Origin of the sequence: Cellulomonas sp. Root485, assembly GCF_001426705.1 — a bacterium.
Lineage (GTDB): Bacteria > Actinomycetota > Actinomycetes > Actinomycetales > Cellulomonadaceae > Cellulomonas.
Map to the genome: position 1 here is coordinate 1,163,086 of NZ_LMFC01000001.1, position 20,812 is coordinate 1,183,897.

General features: G+C 70.7%; 20 protein-coding genes. 12 read left to right on the plus strand and 8 right to left on the minus strand.

Features of this window, described 5'->3' with window-relative positions; translation table 11 throughout:
- The first annotated feature begins 194 nt into the window (after positions 1 to 194).
- The 5 genes from coxB (at position 195) to ASD16_RS05375 (ending at position 4,131) form a co-directional block, all read left to right on the plus strand.
- On the plus strand, positions 195 to 1,076 hold the full coding sequence (coxB, locus tag ASD16_RS05355; protein WP_055913784.1) for a cytochrome c oxidase subunit II: 882 nt from the start codon (positions 195 to 197) through the stop codon (positions 1,074 to 1,076).
- The gene (gene ctaD, locus ASD16_RS05360; protein WP_055913787.1) at positions 1,076 to 2,884 is read left to right on the plus strand and encodes a cytochrome c oxidase subunit I; all 1,809 of its coding nucleotides are present in this window, start codon (positions 1,076 to 1,078) and stop codon (positions 2,882 to 2,884) included. The genes coxB and ctaD overlap by 1 nt, the downstream gene beginning before the upstream one ends.
- Positions 2,881 to 3,279: a cytochrome c oxidase subunit 4 gene (locus ASD16_RS05365; RefSeq protein WP_055913790.1), complete on the plus strand. Its 399-nt coding sequence runs from the start codon at positions 2,881 to 2,883 to the stop codon at positions 3,277 to 3,279. The genes ctaD and ASD16_RS05365 overlap by 4 nt, the downstream gene beginning before the upstream one ends.
- A 91-nt stretch (positions 3,280 to 3,370) precedes the next feature.
- Positions 3,371 to 3,748 carry an META domain-containing protein gene (locus tag ASD16_RS05370; RefSeq protein ID WP_162250281.1) on the plus strand — a complete coding sequence of 126 codons (378 nt, stop codon included), beginning with the start codon at positions 3,371 to 3,373 and terminating at the stop codon, positions 3,746 to 3,748.
- Positions 3,745 to 4,131 (plus strand): META domain-containing protein, encoded by a 387-nt coding sequence (locus ASD16_RS05375; RefSeq protein ID WP_055913796.1) that lies wholly within the window; start codon positions 3,745 to 3,747, stop codon positions 4,129 to 4,131. Before ASD16_RS05370 ends, ASD16_RS05375 begins: the two co-directional genes overlap by 4 nt.
- Before the next feature lie 68 nt (positions 4,132 to 4,199).
- On the opposite strand, the gene ASD16_RS05380 is transcribed toward ASD16_RS05375, so the two are convergent.
- The 5 genes from ASD16_RS05380 to ASD16_RS05400 form a co-directional block, all read right to left on the minus strand.
- Positions 4,200 to 4,826, minus strand: coding sequence for a superoxide dismutase (locus ASD16_RS05380; RefSeq protein WP_055913800.1), 627 nt, complete (start codon positions 4,824 to 4,826; stop codon positions 4,200 to 4,202).
- A 121-nt stretch (positions 4,827 to 4,947) separates the two neighbouring features.
- A complete protein-coding gene (locus ASD16_RS05385; RefSeq protein WP_055913802.1) occupies positions 4,948 to 6,684 on the minus strand; it encodes a cytochrome bc complex cytochrome b subunit in 1,737 nt (578 codons plus the stop codon).
- Positions 6,681 to 7,721: a ubiquinol-cytochrome c reductase iron-sulfur subunit gene (locus ASD16_RS05390; protein WP_055913805.1), complete on the minus strand. Its 1,041-nt coding sequence runs from the start codon at positions 7,719 to 7,721 to the stop codon at positions 6,681 to 6,683. The genes ASD16_RS05385 and ASD16_RS05390 overlap by 4 nt, the downstream gene beginning before the upstream one ends.
- Entirely contained in the window at positions 7,718 to 8,503 is a 786-nt protein-coding gene (locus ASD16_RS05395; RefSeq protein WP_055913808.1) for a cytochrome c, read from the minus strand. Before ASD16_RS05395 ends, ASD16_RS05390 begins: the two co-directional genes overlap by 4 nt.
- 69 nt (positions 8,504 to 8,572) lie before the next feature.
- Positions 8,573 to 9,220: a heme-copper oxidase subunit III gene (locus ASD16_RS05400; protein ID WP_082570603.1), complete on the minus strand. Its 648-nt coding sequence runs from the start codon at positions 9,218 to 9,220 to the stop codon at positions 8,573 to 8,575.
- 301 nt (positions 9,221 to 9,521) lie between these two features.
- Here ASD16_RS05400 and ASD16_RS05405 point away from each other — a divergent pair, with 301 nt between their 5' ends.
- Both ASD16_RS05405 and trpD read left to right on the plus strand, forming a co-directional pair.
- On the plus strand, positions 9,522 to 9,953 hold the full coding sequence (locus ASD16_RS05405) for a response regulator transcription factor (protein ID WP_055913811.1): 432 nt from the start codon (positions 9,522 to 9,524) through the stop codon (positions 9,951 to 9,953).
- A complete protein-coding gene (gene trpD, locus ASD16_RS05410; protein ID WP_055913814.1) occupies positions 9,950 to 11,017 on the plus strand; it encodes an anthranilate phosphoribosyltransferase in 1,068 nt (355 codons plus the stop codon). Before ASD16_RS05405 ends, trpD begins: the two co-directional genes overlap by 4 nt.
- Before the next feature lie 278 nt (positions 11,018 to 11,295).
- Here trpD and ASD16_RS05415 read toward each other — a convergent pair whose 3' ends face one another.
- Together ASD16_RS05415 and ASD16_RS05420 are read right to left on the minus strand one after the other, a co-directional pair.
- On the minus strand, positions 11,296 to 11,577 hold the full coding sequence (locus tag ASD16_RS05415; protein ID WP_055915755.1) for an Lrp/AsnC family transcriptional regulator: 282 nt from the start codon (positions 11,575 to 11,577) through the stop codon (positions 11,296 to 11,298).
- An 8-nt stretch (positions 11,578 to 11,585) separates the two neighbouring features.
- Positions 11,586 to 13,511 carry a DEDD exonuclease domain-containing protein gene (locus ASD16_RS05420; protein ID WP_082570702.1) on the minus strand — a complete coding sequence of 642 codons (1,926 nt, stop codon included), beginning with the start codon at positions 13,509 to 13,511 and terminating at the stop codon, positions 11,586 to 11,588.
- Positions 13,512 to 13,617: 106 nt separating this feature from the next.
- Between ASD16_RS05420 and ASD16_RS05425 the strand changes: the two genes are divergently transcribed.
- The 4 genes from ASD16_RS05425 (at position 13,618) to ASD16_RS05440 (ending at position 17,800) form a co-directional block, all read left to right on the plus strand.
- Complete coding sequence (locus ASD16_RS05425; protein ID WP_055913817.1) at positions 13,618 to 14,583, plus strand: LysR family transcriptional regulator; 966 nt, start codon at positions 13,618 to 13,620, stop codon at positions 14,581 to 14,583.
- A gap of 77 nt (positions 14,584 to 14,660) precedes the next feature.
- A complete protein-coding gene (locus ASD16_RS05430) occupies positions 14,661 to 16,154 on the plus strand; it encodes a S1 family peptidase (protein WP_055913820.1) in 1,494 nt (497 codons plus the stop codon).
- Positions 16,155 to 16,241: 87 nt separating this feature from the next.
- Complete coding sequence (locus ASD16_RS05435) at positions 16,242 to 17,534, plus strand: NYN domain-containing protein (RefSeq protein ID WP_055913823.1); 1,293 nt, start codon at positions 16,242 to 16,244, stop codon at positions 17,532 to 17,534.
- Between the two features lie 35 nt (positions 17,535 to 17,569).
- Positions 17,570 to 17,800: a hypothetical protein gene (locus ASD16_RS05440; protein WP_055913826.1), complete on the plus strand. Its 231-nt coding sequence runs from the start codon at positions 17,570 to 17,572 to the stop codon at positions 17,798 to 17,800.
- Between the two features lie 4 nt (positions 17,801 to 17,804).
- Here the strand turns inward: ASD16_RS05440 and ASD16_RS05445 are convergent, their stop codons facing one another.
- Positions 17,805 to 19,619: a long-chain fatty acid--CoA ligase gene (locus ASD16_RS05445; RefSeq protein ID WP_055913829.1), complete on the minus strand. Its 1,815-nt coding sequence runs from the start codon at positions 19,617 to 19,619 to the stop codon at positions 17,805 to 17,807.
- 209 nt (positions 19,620 to 19,828) lie between these two features.
- Here ASD16_RS05445 and ASD16_RS05450 point away from each other — a divergent pair, with 209 nt between their 5' ends.
- The gene (locus ASD16_RS05450) at positions 19,829 to 20,776 is read left to right on the plus strand and encodes an ROK family glucokinase (protein WP_055913832.1); all 948 of its coding nucleotides are present in this window, start codon (positions 19,829 to 19,831) and stop codon (positions 20,774 to 20,776) included.
- Positions 20,777 to 20,812: the final 36 nt, after the last annotated feature.

A 20,812-nucleotide genomic window follows, 5' to 3' on the forward strand; every position in this document is an offset into this window, starting at 1 on the left:
GGCGCGGTGGCGACGGTCGGGTCCGGTGAAGGACGCGCGCTGTGATGGTGCTGACACCGTGTCGTCAACGGGTGTCGTCAGCACGAAAGGATCTGGTCGGCGCGCTAGGCTGCACAGGTCGAGGACGAAGGTCCCGCATGGCGCCCTGCTGCAACGCTGGGGTGTCGACGGGACGCGAGTGAGAGGTCCCCCCGTTGCACCCGGACACCCCCCGTCGCACGCGGCGACCAGCCGTGCTGCTGGCCGGTCTGCTTGGCGTCGTCGCCGTCGTACTCAGCGGTTGTTCCGCCGAGGTGCAGCGCGGCTGGCTCCCCGGCAACTCCGACGCCGAGATCACCGACCAGACAGGGCGCATCACGAACCTGTGGGTCGGCTCCTGGATCGCCGCACTCATCGTCGGCCTCATCACGTGGGGCCTGATGCTGTGGTGCGTCGCGGTCTACCGGAAGCGCAAGGGTGACGACACCCTCCCCGTGCAGCTGCGGTACCACGTTCCGCTCGAGGTCATGTACGTGATCCTGCCGATCATCATGGTCGGGGTGCTCTTCTACTACACGAACCGCGACACCTCCGCGATCGTCGACACCTCCGCCGAGGCGGACGTCCATGTGCAGGTCATCGGCAAGCAGTGGAGCTGGGACTTCAACTACCTCGACGACGACGCGTACGACACCGGCCAGCACGCGCAGGACGTCGGCTCCGCCGGCACCGGCGTGCTGCGCGACCAGGTCACCCTGTACCTGCCGGTCGACGAGCGGGTCGAGTTCACGCTCGACTCGCGCGACGTCATCCACTCGTTCTGGGTGCCCGCGTTCCTCTTCAAGATGGACATGATCCCGGGCAAGACGAACACGTTCCAGGTCACCCCCAACGAAGAGGGCGAGTACCTGGGCAAGTGCGCTGAGCTCTGCGGCGAGTACCACTCGTCGATGCTGTTCAACGTGAAGGTCGTGTCGCGCGAGGAGTACGAGGCACACATCGAGGAGCTGAAGGCCAAGGGCCAGGAAGGCTCGCTCGGGCTCGAGTACAGCCGCCAGCAGGACCTGGACAGCACTCCGCAGGAGGGTGAGAACTGATGGCCGCCGTCGCGGAGCACATCCCCGGCCTGGCGCCCTCGCGTCAGACCCTCGGGCGCACGGTGATCAAGTGGATCACCTCGACCGACCACAAGACGATCGGGTACCTGTACCTGATCACGTCGTTCGTCTGGTTCGCCATCGGCGGCGTCCTGGCGCTGCTCATCCGTGCCGAGCTCTTCGCGCCGGGGATGGACATCTTCCAGTCCCGCGAGCAGTACAACCAGGCGTTCACCATGCACGGCACGATCATGCTGCTGCTGTTCGCGACACCCCTGTTCGCGGGCTTCGCCAACGTGATCATGCCGTTGCAGATCGGCGCGCCCGACGTCGCGTTCCCGCGGCTGAACATGCTCGCGTACTGGATGTTCTTCTTCGGCGGCACCATCGCGGGCGCCGGGTTCTTCACACCGCAGGGCGCCGCGTCGTTCGGCTGGTTCGCCTACGCACCGCTGTCGAACACCGTGTACTCACCGGGTGTCGGCGGTGACCTGTGGGTCTTCGGCCTCGCGCTCGCCGGCTTCGGCACCATCCTCGGTGCCGTCAACTTCATCACCACGATCGTCACCATGCGCGCGCCCGGCATGACGATGTTCCGCATGCCGATCTTCACCTGGAACACCCTGGTGACGTCGCTGCTGGTGCTCATGGCGTTCCCGCCGCTGGCCTCGGCCCTGTTCGCCCTCGGCGCGGACCGGCGCCTCGGTGCCCAGGTGTTCAACCCCGAAAACGGGGGAGCCATCCTCTGGCAGCACCTGTTCTGGTTCTTCGGGCACCCCGAGGTCTACATCATCGCGCTGCCGTTCTTCGGCATCATCACGGAGATCCTGCCGGTCTTCAGCCGCAAGCCGATCTTCGGCTACAAGGGTCTGGTGTACGCGACGATCGCGATCGCGGCCCTGTCGGTCACCGTGTGGGCGCACCACATGTACGTCACCGGTTCGGTGCTCCTGCCGTTCTTCGCCTTCATGACGATGCTCATCGCGGTCCCGACCGGCGTGAAGTTCTTCAACTGGATCGGCACGATGTGGCGCGGCAAGCTCACCTTCGAGACGCCGATGCTGTGGACCATCGGCTTCCTCGTCACGTTCCTGTTCGGTGGTCTGACGGGCATCATCCTGTCCAGCCCGGCCCTCGACTTCCCGCTGTCCGACTCGTACTTCGTCGTCGCGCACTTCCACTACGTGGTGTTCGGCACCGTGGTGTTCGCGATGTTCGCGGGCTTCTACTTCTGGTGGCCCAAGATGACGGGCCGGATGCTCGACGAGCGCCTGGGCAAGGTGCACTTCTGGATGCTGTTCATCGGCTTCCACACGACGTTCCTCATCCAGCACTGGCTGGGCGTCAAGGGCATGCCGCGTCGGTACGCGGACTACTCGCCCGACGACGGCTTCACGTGGATGAACCAGCTCTCCACGATCGGTGCGGTCATCCTCGCCGCGTCGACCCTGCCATTCCTCTGGAACGTCTACACCACGTGGCGCAACGCGCCCCTGGTCACCGTCGACGACCCGTGGGGCTACGGTGCCTCGCTCGAGTGGGCCACCAGCTGCCCGCCGCCGCGGCACAACTTCACGTCGCTGCCCCGCATCCGCTCCGAGCGCCCCGCGTTCGACCTGCACCACCCCGAGGTCGCCGCCATGGACCACGTCGAGCCCAACCCTGGGCCGCTCGACTGGGAGGCGGACCGCCGCGGCGAGAGCGAGGTCGCGGCCGACCGCGTCGTGAACGACAAGGGTGAGCCGGAGCAGTCGACCGCGACGATCGTCGAGGAGCGCCCGGGCACGGACGAGGAGGGCACCCGATGAAGCTCGAGACGAAGCTCTTCCTGTACGGCGTCCTGTTCTTCGTCCCCGTCGGGCTGATCTACGCGGCGTGGAGCGGTGGTGAGGCGGTCGGCACCGTCGGGATCCCGCTCGTCGGTGGTCTCGTCGGCATGATCGGCGCCTACTTCGCCCTGCTGTCCCGCCGGATCGACGACCGCCCGGAGGACGACCCGCTCGGCGAGATCGAGCAGGGGGCCGGCGACCAAGGCGTGTACAGCCCGTGGAGCTGGTGGCCGCTGGTGCTCGGCGTCTCCGGCGCGATCACCTTCGCCGGCCTGGCGATCGGCTGGTGGCTGTCGTACATCGGCATCGCCCTCGGCGTCATCGGCCTGGTCGGCTGGGTGTTCGAGTTCTCCCGCGGCCAGCACGCCCACTGACCGACACGTCGAGAGAGCCCCTGCCGACAGGTGGGGGTTTTCTTGTGTGCTCTGCGATAACGTCGCCGTTATGAGGCTTTCGCGCACCTCCGTGGCTCGATCCTTCGTGCTCGTTCTCGCCGCCGGGGGTGTGCTCGCCGGATGTGCGAGCAGCTCCGGCTCAGGCGCTGAGCTCTCCCCGACCGACGTCGCAGGCGAGTGGGCGCAGGGGGACTCGGAGCCGCGGGTCTACCTGGAGCTCGCCGAGGACGGCGGCCTCACCGGCAGCGACGGCTGCAACCAGCTCACAGGGTCGTGGGAGGTCGACGGGACCGAGGTCGCCTTCAGCGACCTGGCGGCGACCATGATGGCCTGCGAGGACGTCGACACCTGGCTCTCCGGCGCCGAGTCGGCGACCGTCGACGGCGACGAGATGACGGTCCTGGGCTCGGGCGACAAGGAGATCGGGACCCTGGAGAAGTCTGAGTGAACCGGATCCGGGTGACCGCGGCGCTCGTGCTCGTCACGGTCGCTTGTGCGTCGCTGGGGGCGTGCGCCGACGACGCCGCGAGCAGTGCGCCTGTCGACGACGTCGCGGGTGTCTGGGGCATGCAGGACACCGAGGGGATCGCCTCGCTCGAGCTCGCCGAGGACGGGACGGCGACCGGGACCGACGGGTGCAACCAGATGGTCGGCACCTGGGAGCAGAACGACACCCAGGTGGCGTTCGGGGAGTGGGCGACGACACGAATGGCCTGCCAGAGCGTCGACACCTGGCTGTCGCTGTCGGTGAAGGCGACGCTCGAGGGCGAGAACCTCATCTTCGTCGACGAGAACGGCATCGAGATCGGCACCCTGCAGCCGAACTCCTGAGGGCGCGCGAAACGCCTGAGGGCCGCCTCCCGGACGGGGAGGCGGCCCTCAGGCGTTCAGGCAGCGTGTCAGACGGCGACGATGAGTCCCGCCGTCTGCGTCCGCGCACGGTCGAAGCGTGCGGCGGCGTCGGCCCAGTTCACGATGTTCCACCACGCCTTGACGTAGTCCGCCTTGACGTTGACGTAGTCGAGGTAGAAGGCGTGCTCCCACATGTCCAGGACGACGACCGGCACGAGGCCGAGCGCGATGTTGCTCTGCTGGTCGTACAGCTGCACGATCACGAGCTTCTGGCCGATCGAGTCCCACGCGAGGATGGACCAGCCGGAGCCCTGGATCCCGAGCGCGTTGGCGGCGAAGTGCTTCTGGTACGCCTCGAACGAGCCGAAGAACTCGTCGATCGCGGCGCCCAGCTCACCGGTCGGCTTGTCGCCGCCGTCGGGGGAGAGGTTCTGCCAGAACACGGAGTGGTTGACGTGACCGCCGAGGTTGAACGCGAGGTTCTTCTCGTGGAGGTTCACGGCGGCGAAGTCGTCGGCGGCACGGGCGGCCGCGAGCTTCTCGAGCGCGGTGTTGGCGCCGGTCACGTACGCGGCGTGGTGCTTGTCATGGTGCAGCTCCATGATCCGGCCCGAGATGTGCGGCTCGAGTGCCGCGTAGTCGTAGGGCAGATCCGGAAGCGAGTAGTCAGCCATGCGTGAGTACACCTCTCCTGCGTCGGTCTGGGACCACTGTCGCGGTCCGCTCTGTACAAAGGAACGGGCGGCTCGCCGTTACGGCGAGCCGCCCGACTCCACGGTCAACTCTTGCTCAGGATCAGCGATTCCGCCCGTCGGGGGCCGTCTCATCCTGCGGATCGACCAGGTGCTGCCCGCCGCCCACGGCACTGGTCAGCTCGGCCGGCGCGTGCTCGCCCGTGGGCGCGATCGCGTCGTGCTCCCCGTGCGAGTGCGATGCGGCCAGCTCAGCGGGCGTGACCGGCTCGATGCGGTCCTCGTAGAACGTCTGCGAGAGGCGCTGCCGCATCCGGTCCAGCCCGTAGCCCTTGCGGCGGACGCCACGCGAGTCCTCCGCCGGCTCGATCTCCAGCGGGCGGATCGCGTCGTGCTGCACCCTCAGCCAGCGCTCGTGGGCGTCCAGCGGCTTGTGCACCTCGATGTACTCACCGTTGGCGAACCGCACGATGCGGCCCGTCTCGTGGCCGTGCAGGACCAGCTCACGGTCCTTGCGCTGCAGCCCGAGGCAGATGCGCTTGGTCACCCAGAACGCGAACCAGGGGCCGAGGAAGATCAGCACACGGAACGCCCACGTGATGTCGTTGAGCGACATGTGGAAGTGCGTCGCGATCAGGTCGTTGGAGCCCGCGAGGATCAGGATGAAGAACGCGGTCAGGAGCGAGACGCCGAACGCGGTCCGGAACGGCCGGTTGCGGGGGCGGTCCAGGACGTGGTGCTCACGCTTGTCGCCCGTGGCGAACGCCTCGATGAACGGGTACGCCGCGAGCAGCGTGAACAGGATGCCCGGCACGACCATCGCCGGGATGATCACGTTGAGCGACAGCGTGTAGTGCCCGATGACGATCTCGGTGAACCCTGGCATCAGGCGCAGGGATCCCTCGAGGAAGAGCATGTACCAGTCCGGCTGGGCTCCCGCCGAGATCGGTGACGGGTCGTACGGACCGTAGTTCCACACCGGGTTGATCGACATCGTCGCCGCCATGAGCGCGATGACGCCGAAGACGGTGAAGAAGTAGCCGCCCGCCTTCGCCACGTAGATGGGGAAGAGCGGGTAGCCGACGACGTTCTTGTCGGACCGACCCGAGCCCGGGTACTGCGTGTGCTTGTGCAGCACGACGAAGAACAGGTGCAGCCCGATGAGCGCCAGGATGATGCCCGGCACCAGCAGGATGTGCACCGTGAACAGGCGGGGGATGAGGTCCTGGCCCGGGAACTCGCCGCCGAAGATGAAGTACGACGTGTAGCTGCCGATGATCGGGATGGCTCGCACGACACCGTCGGTGATCCGCAGACCGTTGCCCGACAGGACGTCGTCAGGGAGCGAGTAGCCCGAGAAGCCGGCGGCCAGGCCGAGGATGAGCAGCAGGAAGCCGACCACCCAGTTGACCTCGCGCGGCTTGCGGAACGCGCCCGTGAAGAACACGCGCATCATGTGCGTGACGATCGCGGCCATGAAGATCAGGGCGGCCCAGTGGTGGATCTGCCGCATGAGCAGACCGCCGCGCACCTCGAACGACAGCCGCAGGGTCGAGGCGAACGCCTCGGACATCTCGACGCCGTTCATGGCGGCCCAGGGGCCCTCGTAGTGCACCTCGGTCATGCTCGGCACGAAGAAGATCGTGAGGAAGACACCCGAGATCAGGATCGTGATGAAGCTGAACAGTGCGATCTCGCCGAGCAGGAAGGACCAGTGGTCCGGGAAGATCTTCCGCGCGAACGTCTTGACGAACGTCCCGATGCCGGTGCGCTGGTCCAGGTAGTCCGCTGTACCCGCGGCGATCTTCTCGACGGGGGTCGGGGTGGCTGTGGTCGTCATCGGGCCAGACGCTCCCAGTAGCTCGGGCCGACGGGCTCGGTGAAGTCGCTCTGCGCGATCAGGTAGCCCTCGTCATCGACAGTGATCGGCAGCTGCGGCAGGGGCCGCTTCGCCGGTCCGAACACGACCTTTGCTCCGTCCGCCACGTCGAACGTCGACTGGTGGCACGGGCACAGGAGGTGGTGAGTCTGCTGCTCGTACAGCGCGACCGGACAACCCACGTGGGTGCAGATCTTCGAGTATGCGACGATCCCGTCATAGGACCAACCCTTGCGGTCCTCGGCCTCGGTGAGGTCGGCCGGGTCGAGGCGGACCAGCAGGACGACGGCCTTGGCCTTCTCGTCGAGCGGGTGCTCCGCCTCGTGGAGGTCCTCCGGGATGACGTGGAACACCGAGCCGATAGTCACGTCGGCGGCCTTGATCGGCCGTCCCGACGGGTCCGTGGCGAGCTTGGTGCCCTTCTTCCACATCGTGTGCCGGAACTTCGAGACGTTCCAGTCGTCACCGATGTTGCCCACGAACGGCACGACGATCGCGAGCGGGAAGAGTGCGAGGGCCGAGATCATCGCGCCCTGGAGCACGCCGCGCCGACCGATGGCCGAGTCCGCAGCGCCTTCCTTGAGGACGGTCACCGCGGCTTCGCGGTTCTCGTCCGAGCTGCGCTGCAGGTGCCGGTCCTCGGACTTCTCGTGGTCGTTCATGAGCGCCTTGGCCCAGTGGACGGCGGCGAAGCCGATGCCCAGCAGGCTGAGCGCGAGCCCGAGGCCCAGCGCGAGGTTGGAGCGGAGCATCGACTCCGGCGTGTCGCCCGGCGGGAGCGCGAAGTACGCGACCAGGAAGCCGAGCGTGGCGAGCACCGAGACGGCGAACAGGGCGACGACCTGACGCTCGGCCCGCTTGTTCGCCTTCGGGTCGTTGTCGCCCATGCGGTCGTGGTGCTCCGGGTGGCCCGGGTCCTCGAACCGGTCGGGCAGCGCGCCCGGCGCGTGCGTGACGATCTCGTTCCCGGCCTCGTGGCCCGTGTCGTGGTTGCTCACGAGGACTTCGCTCCGATCCAGACTGCTGCGCCGATGAGCAGGCCCATGCCGACGACCCAGGCCCACAGGCCCTCGCTCACCGGACCGAGGGCGCCGAGGTCGAGACCGCCGGGCGAGGTGCCGCCCTGCTTGTCGATGAACGCGATGATGTCGCGCTTCTCCTCGGGGGTGATGTTCGCGTCGTTGAACACGGGCATCGACTGCGGGCCGGTCAGCATGGCCTCGTACAGGTGGGTGGGGGTGGTCTCCCACAGGTTGGGCGCGAACTTGCCCTGGGAGAGCGCACCGCCCGCGCCGACGGCGTTGTGGCACATCGCGCAGTTGGTGCGGAAGATCAGCATCCCGTTGGACACGTCACCGAGGGCGGGGTCGACCTGCTCCGCGGTCGGGATGGCCGGCCCGGCACCCAGCGACGCGACGAACGCGGCGAGCTGGTTGATCTGCTCCTGGTCGAACTGGACCGGCTTGACCTGCGCCTGCGGTCCGCTCATCTGCATGGGCATCCGACCGGTGCCGACCTGGAAGTCCACGGCGGCAGCACCCACCCCGATGAGGGACGGGCCGCTCGCCGTGCCGGACGCGGCCGGTCCGTGGCAGGAGGCGCAGTTGGCCTGGAACAGCTTCTCGCCGGTCGCGATGTCGTTCGTGCTCGCCTGCACAGGCGTCGCGTCGGCCGACGTCGGTGCCAGCACCGCGTACAGGCCACCGGTGAGCAGCAGCGCCAGCAGGAGCAGCACGATCGGCGCACGCCGATCCTGCCTGCGGGCTGCGAGTGCCTTCACGGATCGATCCTCGTCTCGCACATGGGGGATAGGGGACTACGAAGCGTTGGGCGGGGGCGCCCGCCGCCGCTACTTCAGGAGATAGATGATGGCGAAGAGCGCGATCCACACGACGTCGACGAAGTGCCAGTAGTACGACGTGACGATCGCGGTGGTGGCCTCGTGATGGCCGAAGCGCTTGGCGCTGAACGAGCGGCCCAGCAGGAACAGGAAGGCGAGCAGACCGCCGACGACGTGCAGACCGTGGAACCCGGTCGTCAGGTAGAAGACAGAGCCGTACGGGCTCGACGCGATGGTCAGGCCCTCCTGGACGAGCGCGGCGTACTCGTAGATCTGGCCGCCGATGAAGAAGGCGCCCATGAGGTACGTGAGGGCCATCCACTCGTTCATGCCCCACCGGTTCACCTGGATCAGCGAACCGGTGCGCACGGGCTGGAACCGCTCCGCGGCCCACACGCCCATCTGGCACGTCACCGAGGACAGCACCAGCACCGTGGTGTTGATCGCGGCGAAGGTGATGTTGAGCTTCGGCGTGTTCTCCGCCCAGGCCTCAGGGTCTGCGCCACGCAGCGTGAAGTACATGGCGAAGAGGCCGGCGAAGAACATGAGCTCGCTGGCCAGCCAGACGATCGTCCCTACCGACACGGGGTTGGGTCGGTTGACGCTCACGTGGGGGCTGGTGCGCGGGGCAGCCGTTGCGGTCGACACGATCGTCATTATGGCTGATGACGCACCCCTGTGGGACGTCGGACGCTCAGCGTGGCCTCAGGTAAATGTCACACCGTCATGATCCGGACCCTCGCGCGCGAGCAGAGACAGGGAGATCATGCGGATCTGGCGCGCCGTCGGGGGAGTGCGGACGGGGTCGCAGGAGGTCCACCAGATCGTCGTGCGCGGGCGCGCCGCACGGCCCGTGCTATGCGCTCCGGCGACCCGATGGCGGGCCTGCCCACGCCGGTGGGACGAGCCGTGCCAGAATCCCCACGGACGCACGTCGACGACGAGTGAGGGACCTTCCATGAGCACGGCGCAGCCCGAGAACGCAGGAGCCGCCACCCCCGGCCCGCGGATCCTTCTGTACAGCGACGACGTCGACGCCCGCGCGCAGGTGCGGCTCGCGGTCGGTCGTCGGCTCCGGCGCGGCGCCCCGGACATCGAGTGGGTCGAGGTGGCCACCGCCGCCGCCGTCATCGCGCAGACCGAGTCGGGCGGGCTGGACCTGCTGATCCTCGACGGCGAGGCCGACAAGGTCGGTGGCCTCGGTCTCGCGCGCCAGCTCAAGGACGAGATCTTCCGGTGCCCGCCGACACTCGTCCTGACCGGACGCCCGCAGGACGCCTGGCTCGCGTCCTGGTCGAACGCCGACGCCGTGGTCAGCCGCCCCCTCGACCCGGTCGAGCTGCACGGGGCCGTCGCCGCGATCGTCGAGTCGTCGGCCGTCACCCGATGACGGACGCCCCCACCGCACCGACCTCGCCCACGTGGCCCGACCTGTTCGCCACGCTCGCGTCCCGGCGGGACCTCTCGTCCGACCAGACGTCGTGGGCCATGTCCGAGATCATGACCGGCGCGGCGTCGACCCCGAAGATCGCCGCGTTCCTCCTCGGGCTGAAGACCAAGGGTGAGTCCGTCGGTGAGCTCACGGCGCTGGCCGACACGATGCTCGCGCACGCCGTCCGGATCGAGGTTCCCGGCCGCACGCTCGACATCGTCGGCACCGGCGGCGACCGGTCCCACACCGTGAACATCTCGACGATGTCCGCCCTCGTCATCGCAGGAGCCGGGCTGACCGTCGTCAAGCACGGCAACCGCGCCGCATCGTCGTCCTCCGGGTCGGCAGACGTGCTCGAGGCGCTCGGGATCCGGCTGGACCACTCGCCCGCTCGCATCGCCGAGCTCGCCACCGAGGTCGGCATCACCTTCTGCTTCGCGCAGGTGTTCCACCCCTCGTTCCGGCACACCGCCGCGGCTCGCACCGAGCTGGGCATCGGGACGGCCTTCAACTTCCTCGGGCCGCTCACCAACCCGGCCCAGCCGAGGTCCGCCGCCATCGGCGTCGCCGAGGCCCGGATGGCACCGCTCCTCGCCGGCGTGCTCGCCGGACGGGGCGCCAGCGCGCTCGTGTTCCGCGGCGAGGACGGTCTCGACGAGATCGCCCCGACCGGTCCCACCCGCATCTGGGAGGTCCGGGGCGGCGGCGTCACCGAGTCGGTGATCGACTGGGAGACGGACCTCGGGGTCGAGCGGATCTCGCTCGAGTCACTGCGGGGCGCGAAGGCGGACTACAACGCCGACGTCGCCCGGCGTCTGCTCGACGGACAGACGGGCCCCGTGCGCGAGACCGTCGTGCTCAACGTGGCGGCCGCTCTCGTGGCGGACGGGACGCTGCCCGGCACTTCGGACGGCACGCTCGTCGAGCGCCTGGCTGCCGGGAGCGAGCATGCGCGCGCGGCGCTGGACAGCGGCGCGGCCGCGGACGCGCTGGCGCGCTGGCGGGCAGCCAGCGAGCGCTGAGGGGTCAGTCCCGGTTCCTCGTGGTCGGGCTGCCTGGGCACGTCACCGGACGTCCCTGTGCTTGTGGTCGGACTGACCTTGCGCTGTGCTCCGGCCGAGTGACGCTCCGCGCCCTCAGCCTGCGCTCCGCTCCAGGTCAGTCCCTGTGCTTGTGGTCGGACTGACCTTGCGCTCCGCTCCGGCCGAGTGACGCTCCGCGCCCCTCTGGTCGGACTGACCTTGCGCTCCGCTCCGGCCGAGTGACGCTCCGCGCCCCTCAGCCTGCGCTCCGCTCCAGGTCAGTCCTCCAACCCGAGCGCGAACGCCTGTTCCAGGTCGTGCTGGGAGTACGTGCGGAACGCGATGTAGGTCTGGGTGCGCAGGACGCCCTCGATCTTGCTCACCTTGTCCGCGATGACGTCCGCGAGGTCGTCGTGCTCGCGCACGCGGACCATGGCGATCAGGTCGACCTCTCCGGTGACGGAGTAGACCTCGCTGACGCCGGGCAGGTCGGCGATCGCGGCGGCGACCTCCGGGATCCTCGCGGCGTCCGAGTCGATGAGCACGATGGCGGTCAGCATGCTCGCCATCATGCCGTGCGCGGAGGGCGAACGCTGATCGGGATGACCCGCGCGTCGTCGAGGTCGAGCGTCACCGGCCGAGCCTCGGTGATGTCGAGCTCACGCTCCCCGGCGGAGCCGTCGGACGCCGGCACCAGCTGCACGACGCGGCCGTCGTCGGCGGTCGCGAGACGAGGGCGGACCAGGGTGGCGACGGCCGTGGTGGCGTCCCCGAGCGACTCCGCCGACCGCACGGGGCACGCCCAGGGCACGTCCACGGCGACGAGCCGCACGCCCGGCTTCTCGAGCCACGCGAGGATCAGGTCGGTCTCCTCCGGGTGCGCCGCCGTCGCGGGCGCCACCGCAGGCTCGACCTGCTCGCCGGTGGCCTGGAGGGTGGCGATCGTCGGGCGAGGATCCGTGCGGCGGTCGACGCGTGCGGTCCCCGCGAGGCGCCCGTAGCGCACGAGCACGATCTCCCACCCGCCGTCGTCGCTGCGACGCGCGGCCACGAGCTCGGGACAGGTGGCGAGCGGAGCGAACCGCTGGGCGCGTGCTGCGCCGCGCAGGAATCCGCCGAGCCTGTCCCGGACGGTCGCAGCCTCCTCGAAGCGTTCTTGCGCTGCGAGCCACGCGATCCGGTCGGCGTGGGCCTCGACCACCGCGGCCGGGTCGGCGAGCATCGCGTGCCGGACCCGGTCGACCACGTCCCCGTAGTCGACGACGCCCTGGTGACCCGTGCAGGGCGCTCCGCACTTGCCCATCTCGGCGAGCACGCAGGCGGAGGAGCCTGCCAGAGCCACCAGGGGGAGCCGGCGGGTGCACTGCCGGATCGGGAAGCTCTCGTGCAGCGCCTCGACGGCCAGCTGCGCGGTGGAGGCCGAGGAGAACGGGCCGATGTAGGTGGCGCCGTCCTCGTCCTTGACCTCCCGGACGACGGACAGCCGCGGGTACGGCTCGGAGGTGAGCCGGACCCACGGCATGCGCTCGGGGAACCGGGAGCGGCGGTTGTACCGGGGGGAGTGGGCGGCGATGAGCCGCAGCTCCCGGATGCGCGCTTCGAGCGGTGTGGCGCACGGGACGGGGTCGACGCGGTGGGCGACACGGACCATCTCGATCATCCGGCTGCGCTTCTCGGCGGACGTGAAGTACGACCGCACGCGCTGGCGCAGCGACGTGGTGGAGGTCCCGACGTACAGGACCTCGTCGCCGGGTCCGCGGAACAGGTAGACGCCAGGGGTGTCCGGCAGCCCGTCCGCCAGGGTGCGCTTGCGGCGCACGTCCTGTGGCACGGGGTCCGTCGCCGTGGCGAGATCCTCCAGGTGGGTGACGCCCAGGGGCGCGAGCCGCGCCAGGAGGGCGTGCAGCACGTCAACCGTCGCCTGCGCGTCCGACAGCGCCCGGTGGTTGGGCGTCACGGTGGCGTGGAACAGGTTGGCGAGCGACGAGAGCTTGTGGTTCGGTGCCTCGTCGCGGGTGACGACGCGCCGGGCGAGCCGGACCGTGTCCACCACCTGGTTGCCCGGCCACGCGTGACCCGTCCGCGCGGCGGCCGCCTTGAGGAAGCCGATGTCGAACGGGGCGTTGTGCGCGACGAGCACCGCGCCGCGGGAGAACTCGAGGAAGCTGGGCAGCACCTGCTCGATCGGCGGGGCACCGATCAGCATGGTGGTGGTGATCCCGGTCAGCACCTGGATGAACGGCGGGACCGGGCCTCCGGGGTCCACGAGCGTCTGGAACTCGCCGAGGACCTCCCCACCGCGCACCTTGACCGCCCCGATCTCGGTGATCGCGCAGTCCGCAGGGGTGCCGCCGGTGGTCTCCAGGTCGACGACGACGAACGTGACGTCCGACAGCGGCGTCCCCAGGTCCTCCAGGGTCAGCTGGACCGGTCGGCCGGCCGGGTCCGGGGTGGCGTCCGCCCAGACGGGGCGCAGGCGGCGGACGGTCGACATGACGCGGACGCTACCCACGGCCACCCACACGACCGGGATCTCCGCCCGGTGCGTCGCCGCCCCCGCCAACCTCCCCTGGGGCGCGGCAGGTCGATAGTTTCGACTGATGGAGCTCGAGCTGCGTCACCTGCGCCTCATCGTCACCGTCGCGGAGCAGGGCTCGGTCACGCGTGCGGCTACAGCTCTCGGCCTCACGCAGCCTGCCCTGACCGCCCAGCTCAACCGCATCGACAGGGCATTCGGGGCCGCGGTGTTCACCCGCGACCAGCGCGGGGCGCGACCCACGGCGCTGGGCGAGTTCGTCCTCGGGCGGGCCAAGGTCCTGCTCCCGGCGATGGCGGCGCTGGTCGAGGACGCGCACCGCATCGTGGCGGGCACTGACCTGCGGACGCGCTCGGTGCGCGTCGGCACGGCGAGCACCGCGCTGGGCGGCCTCTTCGTCAACCGGCTGATCTCGGAGCTCGATGTCGAGGTGACGAGCGTGACGCTGCCCGACGTCGACGGGGTCACCGACCAGCTGGCGACCGGGGCGCTCGACGTCGCGCTCGTGGGGCTGTGCGGCAACGCTGAGCCGCCCGCCGCGGACGGGGTCCGGTGGTCGCGGGTGAGCACCGACCCCGTGTTCCTCCTGGTGCCGGACGACCATCCGCTCGCTGCGCGTGCCGTCGTGACGCTCGGCGACCTCGCGGACGCCGAGTGGTTCGGGGTCACCGGCGCGGGCTGCTTCCAGCGCTGCTTCGTCACCGCTTGCGCGCGGGCGGGGTTCACGCCGGTCAAGGTGAGCGAGGCGGACCGGGCGGCGTGCGTCGACCTGGTGCGTGCCGGCCACGGCGTGGCGCTGGTGCAGCCCACCTTCCCGGACACGCCGGGGGTCTCCGTGGTCCCGCTCGCGGGCGCACCGTTGCAGTGGGCGCACCACGTCGGGTGGCACGAGGAGCGTGCAGCGCTGCCGGTGGAGGGCCTCGTCGACGCCGCGGCCGGGGCGCATGCCGAGGCGGTCAGCCGGAGCAGCCCGCGCTTCGTCGACTGGCTGGCCCCGGGGCATAACCGCGGTGCTATGCCCCGCGAGTGATCTGTTGCTCGACACCTGTCATCCCTATCGTGACAAGCGGCCTACCCGGCCGATGTGACGACGGAGGGACGACAGACATGACGCGACACACCTGGAGAGGGGCGGTGACGGCCTGTGCGGCCGGCGCGCTCCTCGTCGGACCGCTGGCGGTCGGATCGACTGCCGCAGCATCCGACCCCGGATCCACCAGCCCGCACGAGCTCGGCATCGAGCAGAAGGTCGACCCCGGCATCGCCCGAGCCCTGGAGCGCGACCTCGGCATCAGTCGCACCGACGCAGCCGCGCGCCTGACCTTCCAGGCCCGTGCGGCAGGCATCGAGGACGCCCTCGAGCGGCGCCTCGGTGCCTCCTTCGCGGGGGCGTGGGTCGATCCCACGAAGAACGTGCTGTATGTCGGCGTGGCCGACCAGGGCGCCGCCGCCGCGGTCCAGGCCGCGGGCGCGAAGGCGGTCGTCGTCGACGACACGCTGGCCGAGCTCCAGGGCTGGCAGGCGTCGCTCGACGCGGCGAGCCCCGTCGCGGCCGACCAGGTGCCCAGCTGGTTCGTGGACGTCGCCACCAACTCCGTCGTCGTCTCGGTGCGTCCCGGCGGCGAGGCCACGGCCCAGGCACTGATCGAGCAGGCGGGCGTGCCGGCCACGTCCGTGACGTTCGAGGCCACGCAGGAGGCGCCTCGGACGTACATCGACATCGTCGGCGGGAACGCCTACTACATCGGGAGCGGCGCGCGGTGCTCCGTCGGGTTCGCCGTGACCGGCGGGTTCGTCTCCGCCGGGCACTGCGGCACGACGGGCGCGACGACGACGTCGCCGAGCGGGACCTTCCGCGGGTCGAGCTTCCCCGGCAACGACTACTCCTGGATCGCCGCGGCCTCGGGGAACACGCCGGTCGGTGCGGTGAACCGCTACGACGGGACCCGGGTGACCGTGGCCGGGTCGACCGACGCGGCCATCGGTGCCTCGGTCTGCCGGTCCGGCTCGACGACGGGCTGGCACTGCGGCACCATCCAGGCCCGCAACGCGAGCGTCACCTACGCGCAGGGCACGGTCAGCGGGCTCATCCGCACGAACGTGTGCGCGGAGCCCGGTGACTCCGGCGGCTCGCTCATCGCGGGCACCCAGGCGCAGGGTGTGACGTCCGGTGGGTCCGGCAACTGCTCCTCGGGCGGCACCACGTACTTCCAGCCGGTCAACGAGATCCTGTCCGCCTACGGCCTCACGCTGACCACGGGAGGCGGCACCACACCGCCCCCGACGACCGCGTGCTCGGGCTACGCCGCCAGCTACCAGGGCTCCCTGAGCTCCGGGGCAGCGGTCGCGCAGCCGTCCGGCGGCTCGGTGAGCGTGACGCGCAGCGGCACCTTCCGGCTGTGCCTCGCAGGTCCGTCGGGCGCCGACTTCGACCTGTACCTGCAGAAGCGCAACGGGTCGGCGTGGTCGACCGTCGCGCAGGGCACGTCCTCGTCGAACAACGAGGCGTTCACCTACAACGGCACGGCCGGCACCTACCGGTACGTCGTGCTGGCGTACTCCGGTTCCGGCTCCTACGTCCTGGGCGCGACGACGCCCTGACGTCGGACGACACACGCGGCCCGACGCTCACCCTCACGGGTGGGTGTCGGGCCGCGTCTCGTCCAGCCGCCACCTAGGGTGCTGGACATGGGTGGTGACGCGGGGACCGGCGACGACGCCGGCGAGGTGCCGACGGCGCTGCGGTCGGCGCTCGTGCAGGTCGCCTCGGATGTCCTGGGCGCCACGGATCCGGTCGACGTGCCTCCGTCGCTACGGGCCGTGCACAGGTTCGCCCCCCGGCGTCGGGCCACCGCCGGCGCCGGGCCGCTGTGGCTGGCCCTGCAGGACGATGCCTTCCGGGCCAAGGTCGCCCGCGTGTGGGCGCAGTCCCACCCGGAGCTCGCCGCCTCCGTCGCACCCGACGCGTCGGAGCCGGTTCCGCCGTCGGTGCAGGCTGCCGTCGGCGGCTGGCTGCTCGGGACCGCACGGTGGCGCGACCTGCTGCCCCCGGACGAGGCCGGCGAGGGTGCCGGCGCCGCGCAGGTGCAGGCGCGGCTCGAGCGCGCCCAGAACGAGGTGGAACGGTTCCGGTCGGACGCCGCCGTGGCGCGCGAGGAGGCGCGAGCAGCCCAGGACGAGCTCGGTGCCCTGCAGCGCGAGCTGCGCCGGCTCCGGTCGGACGCTGACCGTGCCCGCAGCGAGGGCAGGCGTGCGGCCGACGAGGCACGCGCGTCGCTCGATGCAGCCGAGCTCGCGCGGGCGCGCGCCGAGGACGACCTGCGACAGGCGCACGACGAGCGACGGTCCGCCCAGGCGGAGCGGACGGCGGCGCGCGCCGAGCTCCGTGCGGCCCGCAAGCTTGCCGACGTCCGCGTGCGCCTGCTGCTCGACACCATCGTCGACGCCGCGAGCGGTCTGCGGTCCGAGCTGGCCCTGCCGCCCGTCGCGGACCTGCCCGCCGACCTGGTCAGCCCGCCGACCGAGCGCGCCGCGGTGCGCCCCGGGTCGCGCGGCCGCTCGGTGGACGACCCGGCTCTCCTCGACGAGCTGCTGCGCCAGCCCTGGGCGCACCTGGTCGTCGACGGCTACAACGTCTCCAAGACCGGCTTCGGGGACCTGTCCCTGGCGGAGCAGCGTCGCCGTCTCGTCGACGGGCTCGCCGGCATCGTGGCCCGGACCGGAGCCGAGGTGACGTGCTGCTTCGACGGCCAGGAAGGTCAGGCCCAGCCGTCCGGCGGCGGATACTCGCGCGTCGTGCGGGTGCTGTTCGCGGTGGGGGAGATCGCCGACGACCTGATCCGCCGGCTCGTCCAGGCGGAGCCGCCCGGGCGGGTGCTCGTCGTCGTCACCAGCGACCGGGAGGTCGCCCGGGACGTCGAGGCTGCCGGAGCGTGGGTGGTGCCGTCGAGCACGCTGGTCGCCCGCCTGCAGCGCCTCTGACGCCGTTGTCGGTGGTCGTGGCTAGCGTCCGACGCATGATCATCGACTGCGACACCTGCACGGCGCGCGCCACCGCGTGCGCGGACTGCGTCGTGACGTTCCTGACCATCCCCGTGCGCGCGTCGGCACCCGCGCCGGTCCTCGCCGACACCGGGCCGGGCACAGCAGCAGGGGCGGTCGAGCTCGATGCCGCGGAGCAGCACGCCATCGGCGTCCTCGCGGCGTCGGGTCTCGTCCCGCCCCTGCGTCTGGTGCGCGCGGTGTGAGCCGTCAGTCCTGCGCCGGGCCGTCGTAGAGCGCGTCGACCTCGCCCGCGTAGTCCTTCAGCACCTCGTTGCGACGGATGCTGAGCTTCGGCGTCAGGTAGCCGTTCGCGATGGTGAGGTCCGTGTCGAGGATCCGGTACTTGCGCACCGACTCGGCACGGGACACGGCCTTGTTGGCCTTCTCGACGGCCTTGTCGAGCGACGCGAGGACGTCGGCGTCCTTGCTCGCCTCCGCCAGGGTCATCTCCGGCTTCCCGTGCGCGGCGAGCCAGCCCGGCACGCCCTCGGGGTCGAGCGTGATGAGCGCGCCGATGAAGGGCCGCTGGTCGCCGACCACGACCACCTGGCTGACCAGGGGGTGCGCACGGATGCGGTCCTCGAGCACGGCGGGCGCGACGTTCTTGCCGCCGGCCGTGACGATGATCTCCTTCTTGCGTCCGGTGATCCGCAGGTAGCCGTCGTCGTCGAGCGACCCGAGGTCACCGGTCCGGAACCAGCCGTCGTGCACGGCCTCGGCGGTCGCCGCGTCGTTGTTGTGGTAGCCGCGGAACACCTGGACACCCTGGAGCTCGACCTCGCCGTCGGCGGCGATCCGGACCCCGCTGCCGGGCAGGGGGAGCCCGACGGTGCCGATCTTGGTGCCCCGGCCGGGCCGGTTGACCGTCGCGGGAGCGGTGGTCTCGGTGAGGCCGTAGCCCTCGAGCACGTTCAGGCCGAGGCCGCGGTAGAAGTGACCGAGGCGCTCACCGAGGGGTGCGCCACCCGAGACGGCCCAGCGTGCCTGTCCGCCCAGCGCGTTGCGCAGCTTGTGCAGCACGAGGACGTCCGCCACCTTGTGCTGGAGACGCAGCCACGGGCTCGGTCCGCGCGGGTTGTCGAGGGCACGCGAGTAGACGATCGAGGTCTTGGCGGCCCGCTGGAAGATCGAGCCCTTGCCGGCGGCGGCGGCCTTCTGCTCCGCGGAGTTGTAGACCTTCTCGAACACGCGGGGCACCGCGAGGATGAACGTCGGCCGGAACGTGCCGAGGTCCTCGATCAGGGTCACGGTGCTGGGGCTGTGCCCGAGGACCGCGCCGGCGGGGATGCACAGCACCTCGATGAACCGCGCGAAGACGTGCGCGAGGGGCATGAAGAGCAGGGTGCGCGCGCCGGGCTCGCTGAACACCTCGTGCAGGTCGGCGACGGCGTTCACCGTGAGCTCGTAGAAGTTGCCGTGCGTGAGCTCGACGCCCTTGGGACGACCGGTGGTGCCCGACGTGTAGATGATCGTCGCGACGTCGGTCAACGAGGCCAGCTCCCGCCGACGGGCGATCTCGTCGTCGCCCACCTCGGCGCCGCCGGTGACGAGCGCGTCGATCGCGCCGTCGTCGATGACCAGCAGCTCGCGCAGGTGGGGCGTGTCGGCGCGGACCTCGTCGACGACAGCCGCGTGCGCGGCGGACTCGACGACCAGCAGCGAGACGTCCGCGTCGGTGAGGATCCACAGGACCTGCTCGGCCGACGACGTCTCGTAGAGCGGGACGGGCACGGCGCCTGCGGCCCAGACGGCCCAGTCGAGCAGGGACCACTCGTAGCGGGTCCGCGACATGATGCCGACGCGGTCCCCGGCCTGCACGCCGCGCGCGACCAGGCCCTTGGCGACCGCCACGACCTCCGCGTCGAACTCGCGCGCGGTCAGGGGGATCCAGGGCCCGTCCTGCTGCGACTTGTGCTCGACGAGCACTCCGTCGGGCGTGGTGGCGACGCGCTCGGCGAACAGGTCGTTGAGGTTCTTCGAGGGATCGACCTCGACGCGCAACGGGAGGTGGAACTCGTCCATGCTGGCTCCAGTGACAGAGGGGCGAAGTGTGCCCTGAGGATACGGGACGTGTGGCCCGACGCCGGGAGCACCCGAATGGGTCCGCTCTGCGGCGGACAGGTGGCGGCGTCGCCGGGCGTGTGAGCCCGGGGCCGCGCAGGCGGATAGCGTGGGAGCCCGCACCGAACGGTAGCGAGCACGGGTACGAGCGCGTAGGAGCACACACGAACATGCACGCCATCGGTGTGGACATCGGCGGGACGAAGATCGCGGCGGGCGTCGTCGACGAGGACGGCACGATCCTTGCCCAGACGCGCCGCGACACGTCGCCCGACGACGTCGCGGGCATCGACAAGGCGATCGCCGAGGTCTACCTGGAGCTCAGCGGGTCCTACGAGGTCGGGGCCGTCGGCGTGGCCGCGGCGGGGTTCGTCTCCGCGGACCGGTCCTCGGTGCTCTTCGCCCCGAACATCGCGTGGCGCGACTACCCGCTGCGGCAGAAGGTCCAGGCGATCCTCGGGGACGACGACGTCGTGATCGTCGTCGAGAACGACGCCAACGCGGCCGGCTGGGCCGAGTTCCAGTTCGGGGCGGCGCGCGACGTCGACGACATGCTCATGCTCACGGTGGGCACCGGGCTCGGCGGCGCGATCGTGTCCAACGGGAAGCTCGTGCGCGGGGCGTGGGGCGTTGCCGCCGAGGTCGGGCACATGCGCGTGGTCCCCGGCGGGCACTACTGCGGGTGCGGGCACGAGGGCTGCTGGGAGCAGTACGCCTCGGGCAGCGCACTGGTCCGGGACGCCCAGGCGACCGTGATCATCCACCCGGAGCGCGCGACGCGGCTGCTCGAGCTGGCCGGCGGCAACGCCGAGAAGCTGACCGGCCCGCAGGTCACGCAGGCCGCACAGGAGGGCGACCCGCTCGCCGTCGAGCTGCTCACGGAGCTCGGTCGGTGGGTCGGCGAAGGCGCCGCCTCGGCCGCGGCGCTCCTCGACCCTGCGCTGATCGTCGTCGGCGGCGGCGTGGCGGACGCGGGGGACCTGCTCCTGGCACCGGCTCGTAAGAGCTTCGCCGAGCAGCTCTCGGGCCGGGGCCACCGGCCGGAGGCAGCGATCGTCGTGGCGTCGATGGGCAACGACGCGGGCCTGGTCGGCGCGGCCGACCTCGCACGCGGCTGACGACGGGGTGCCGAACACGACGGGCGCCTGCGCCGG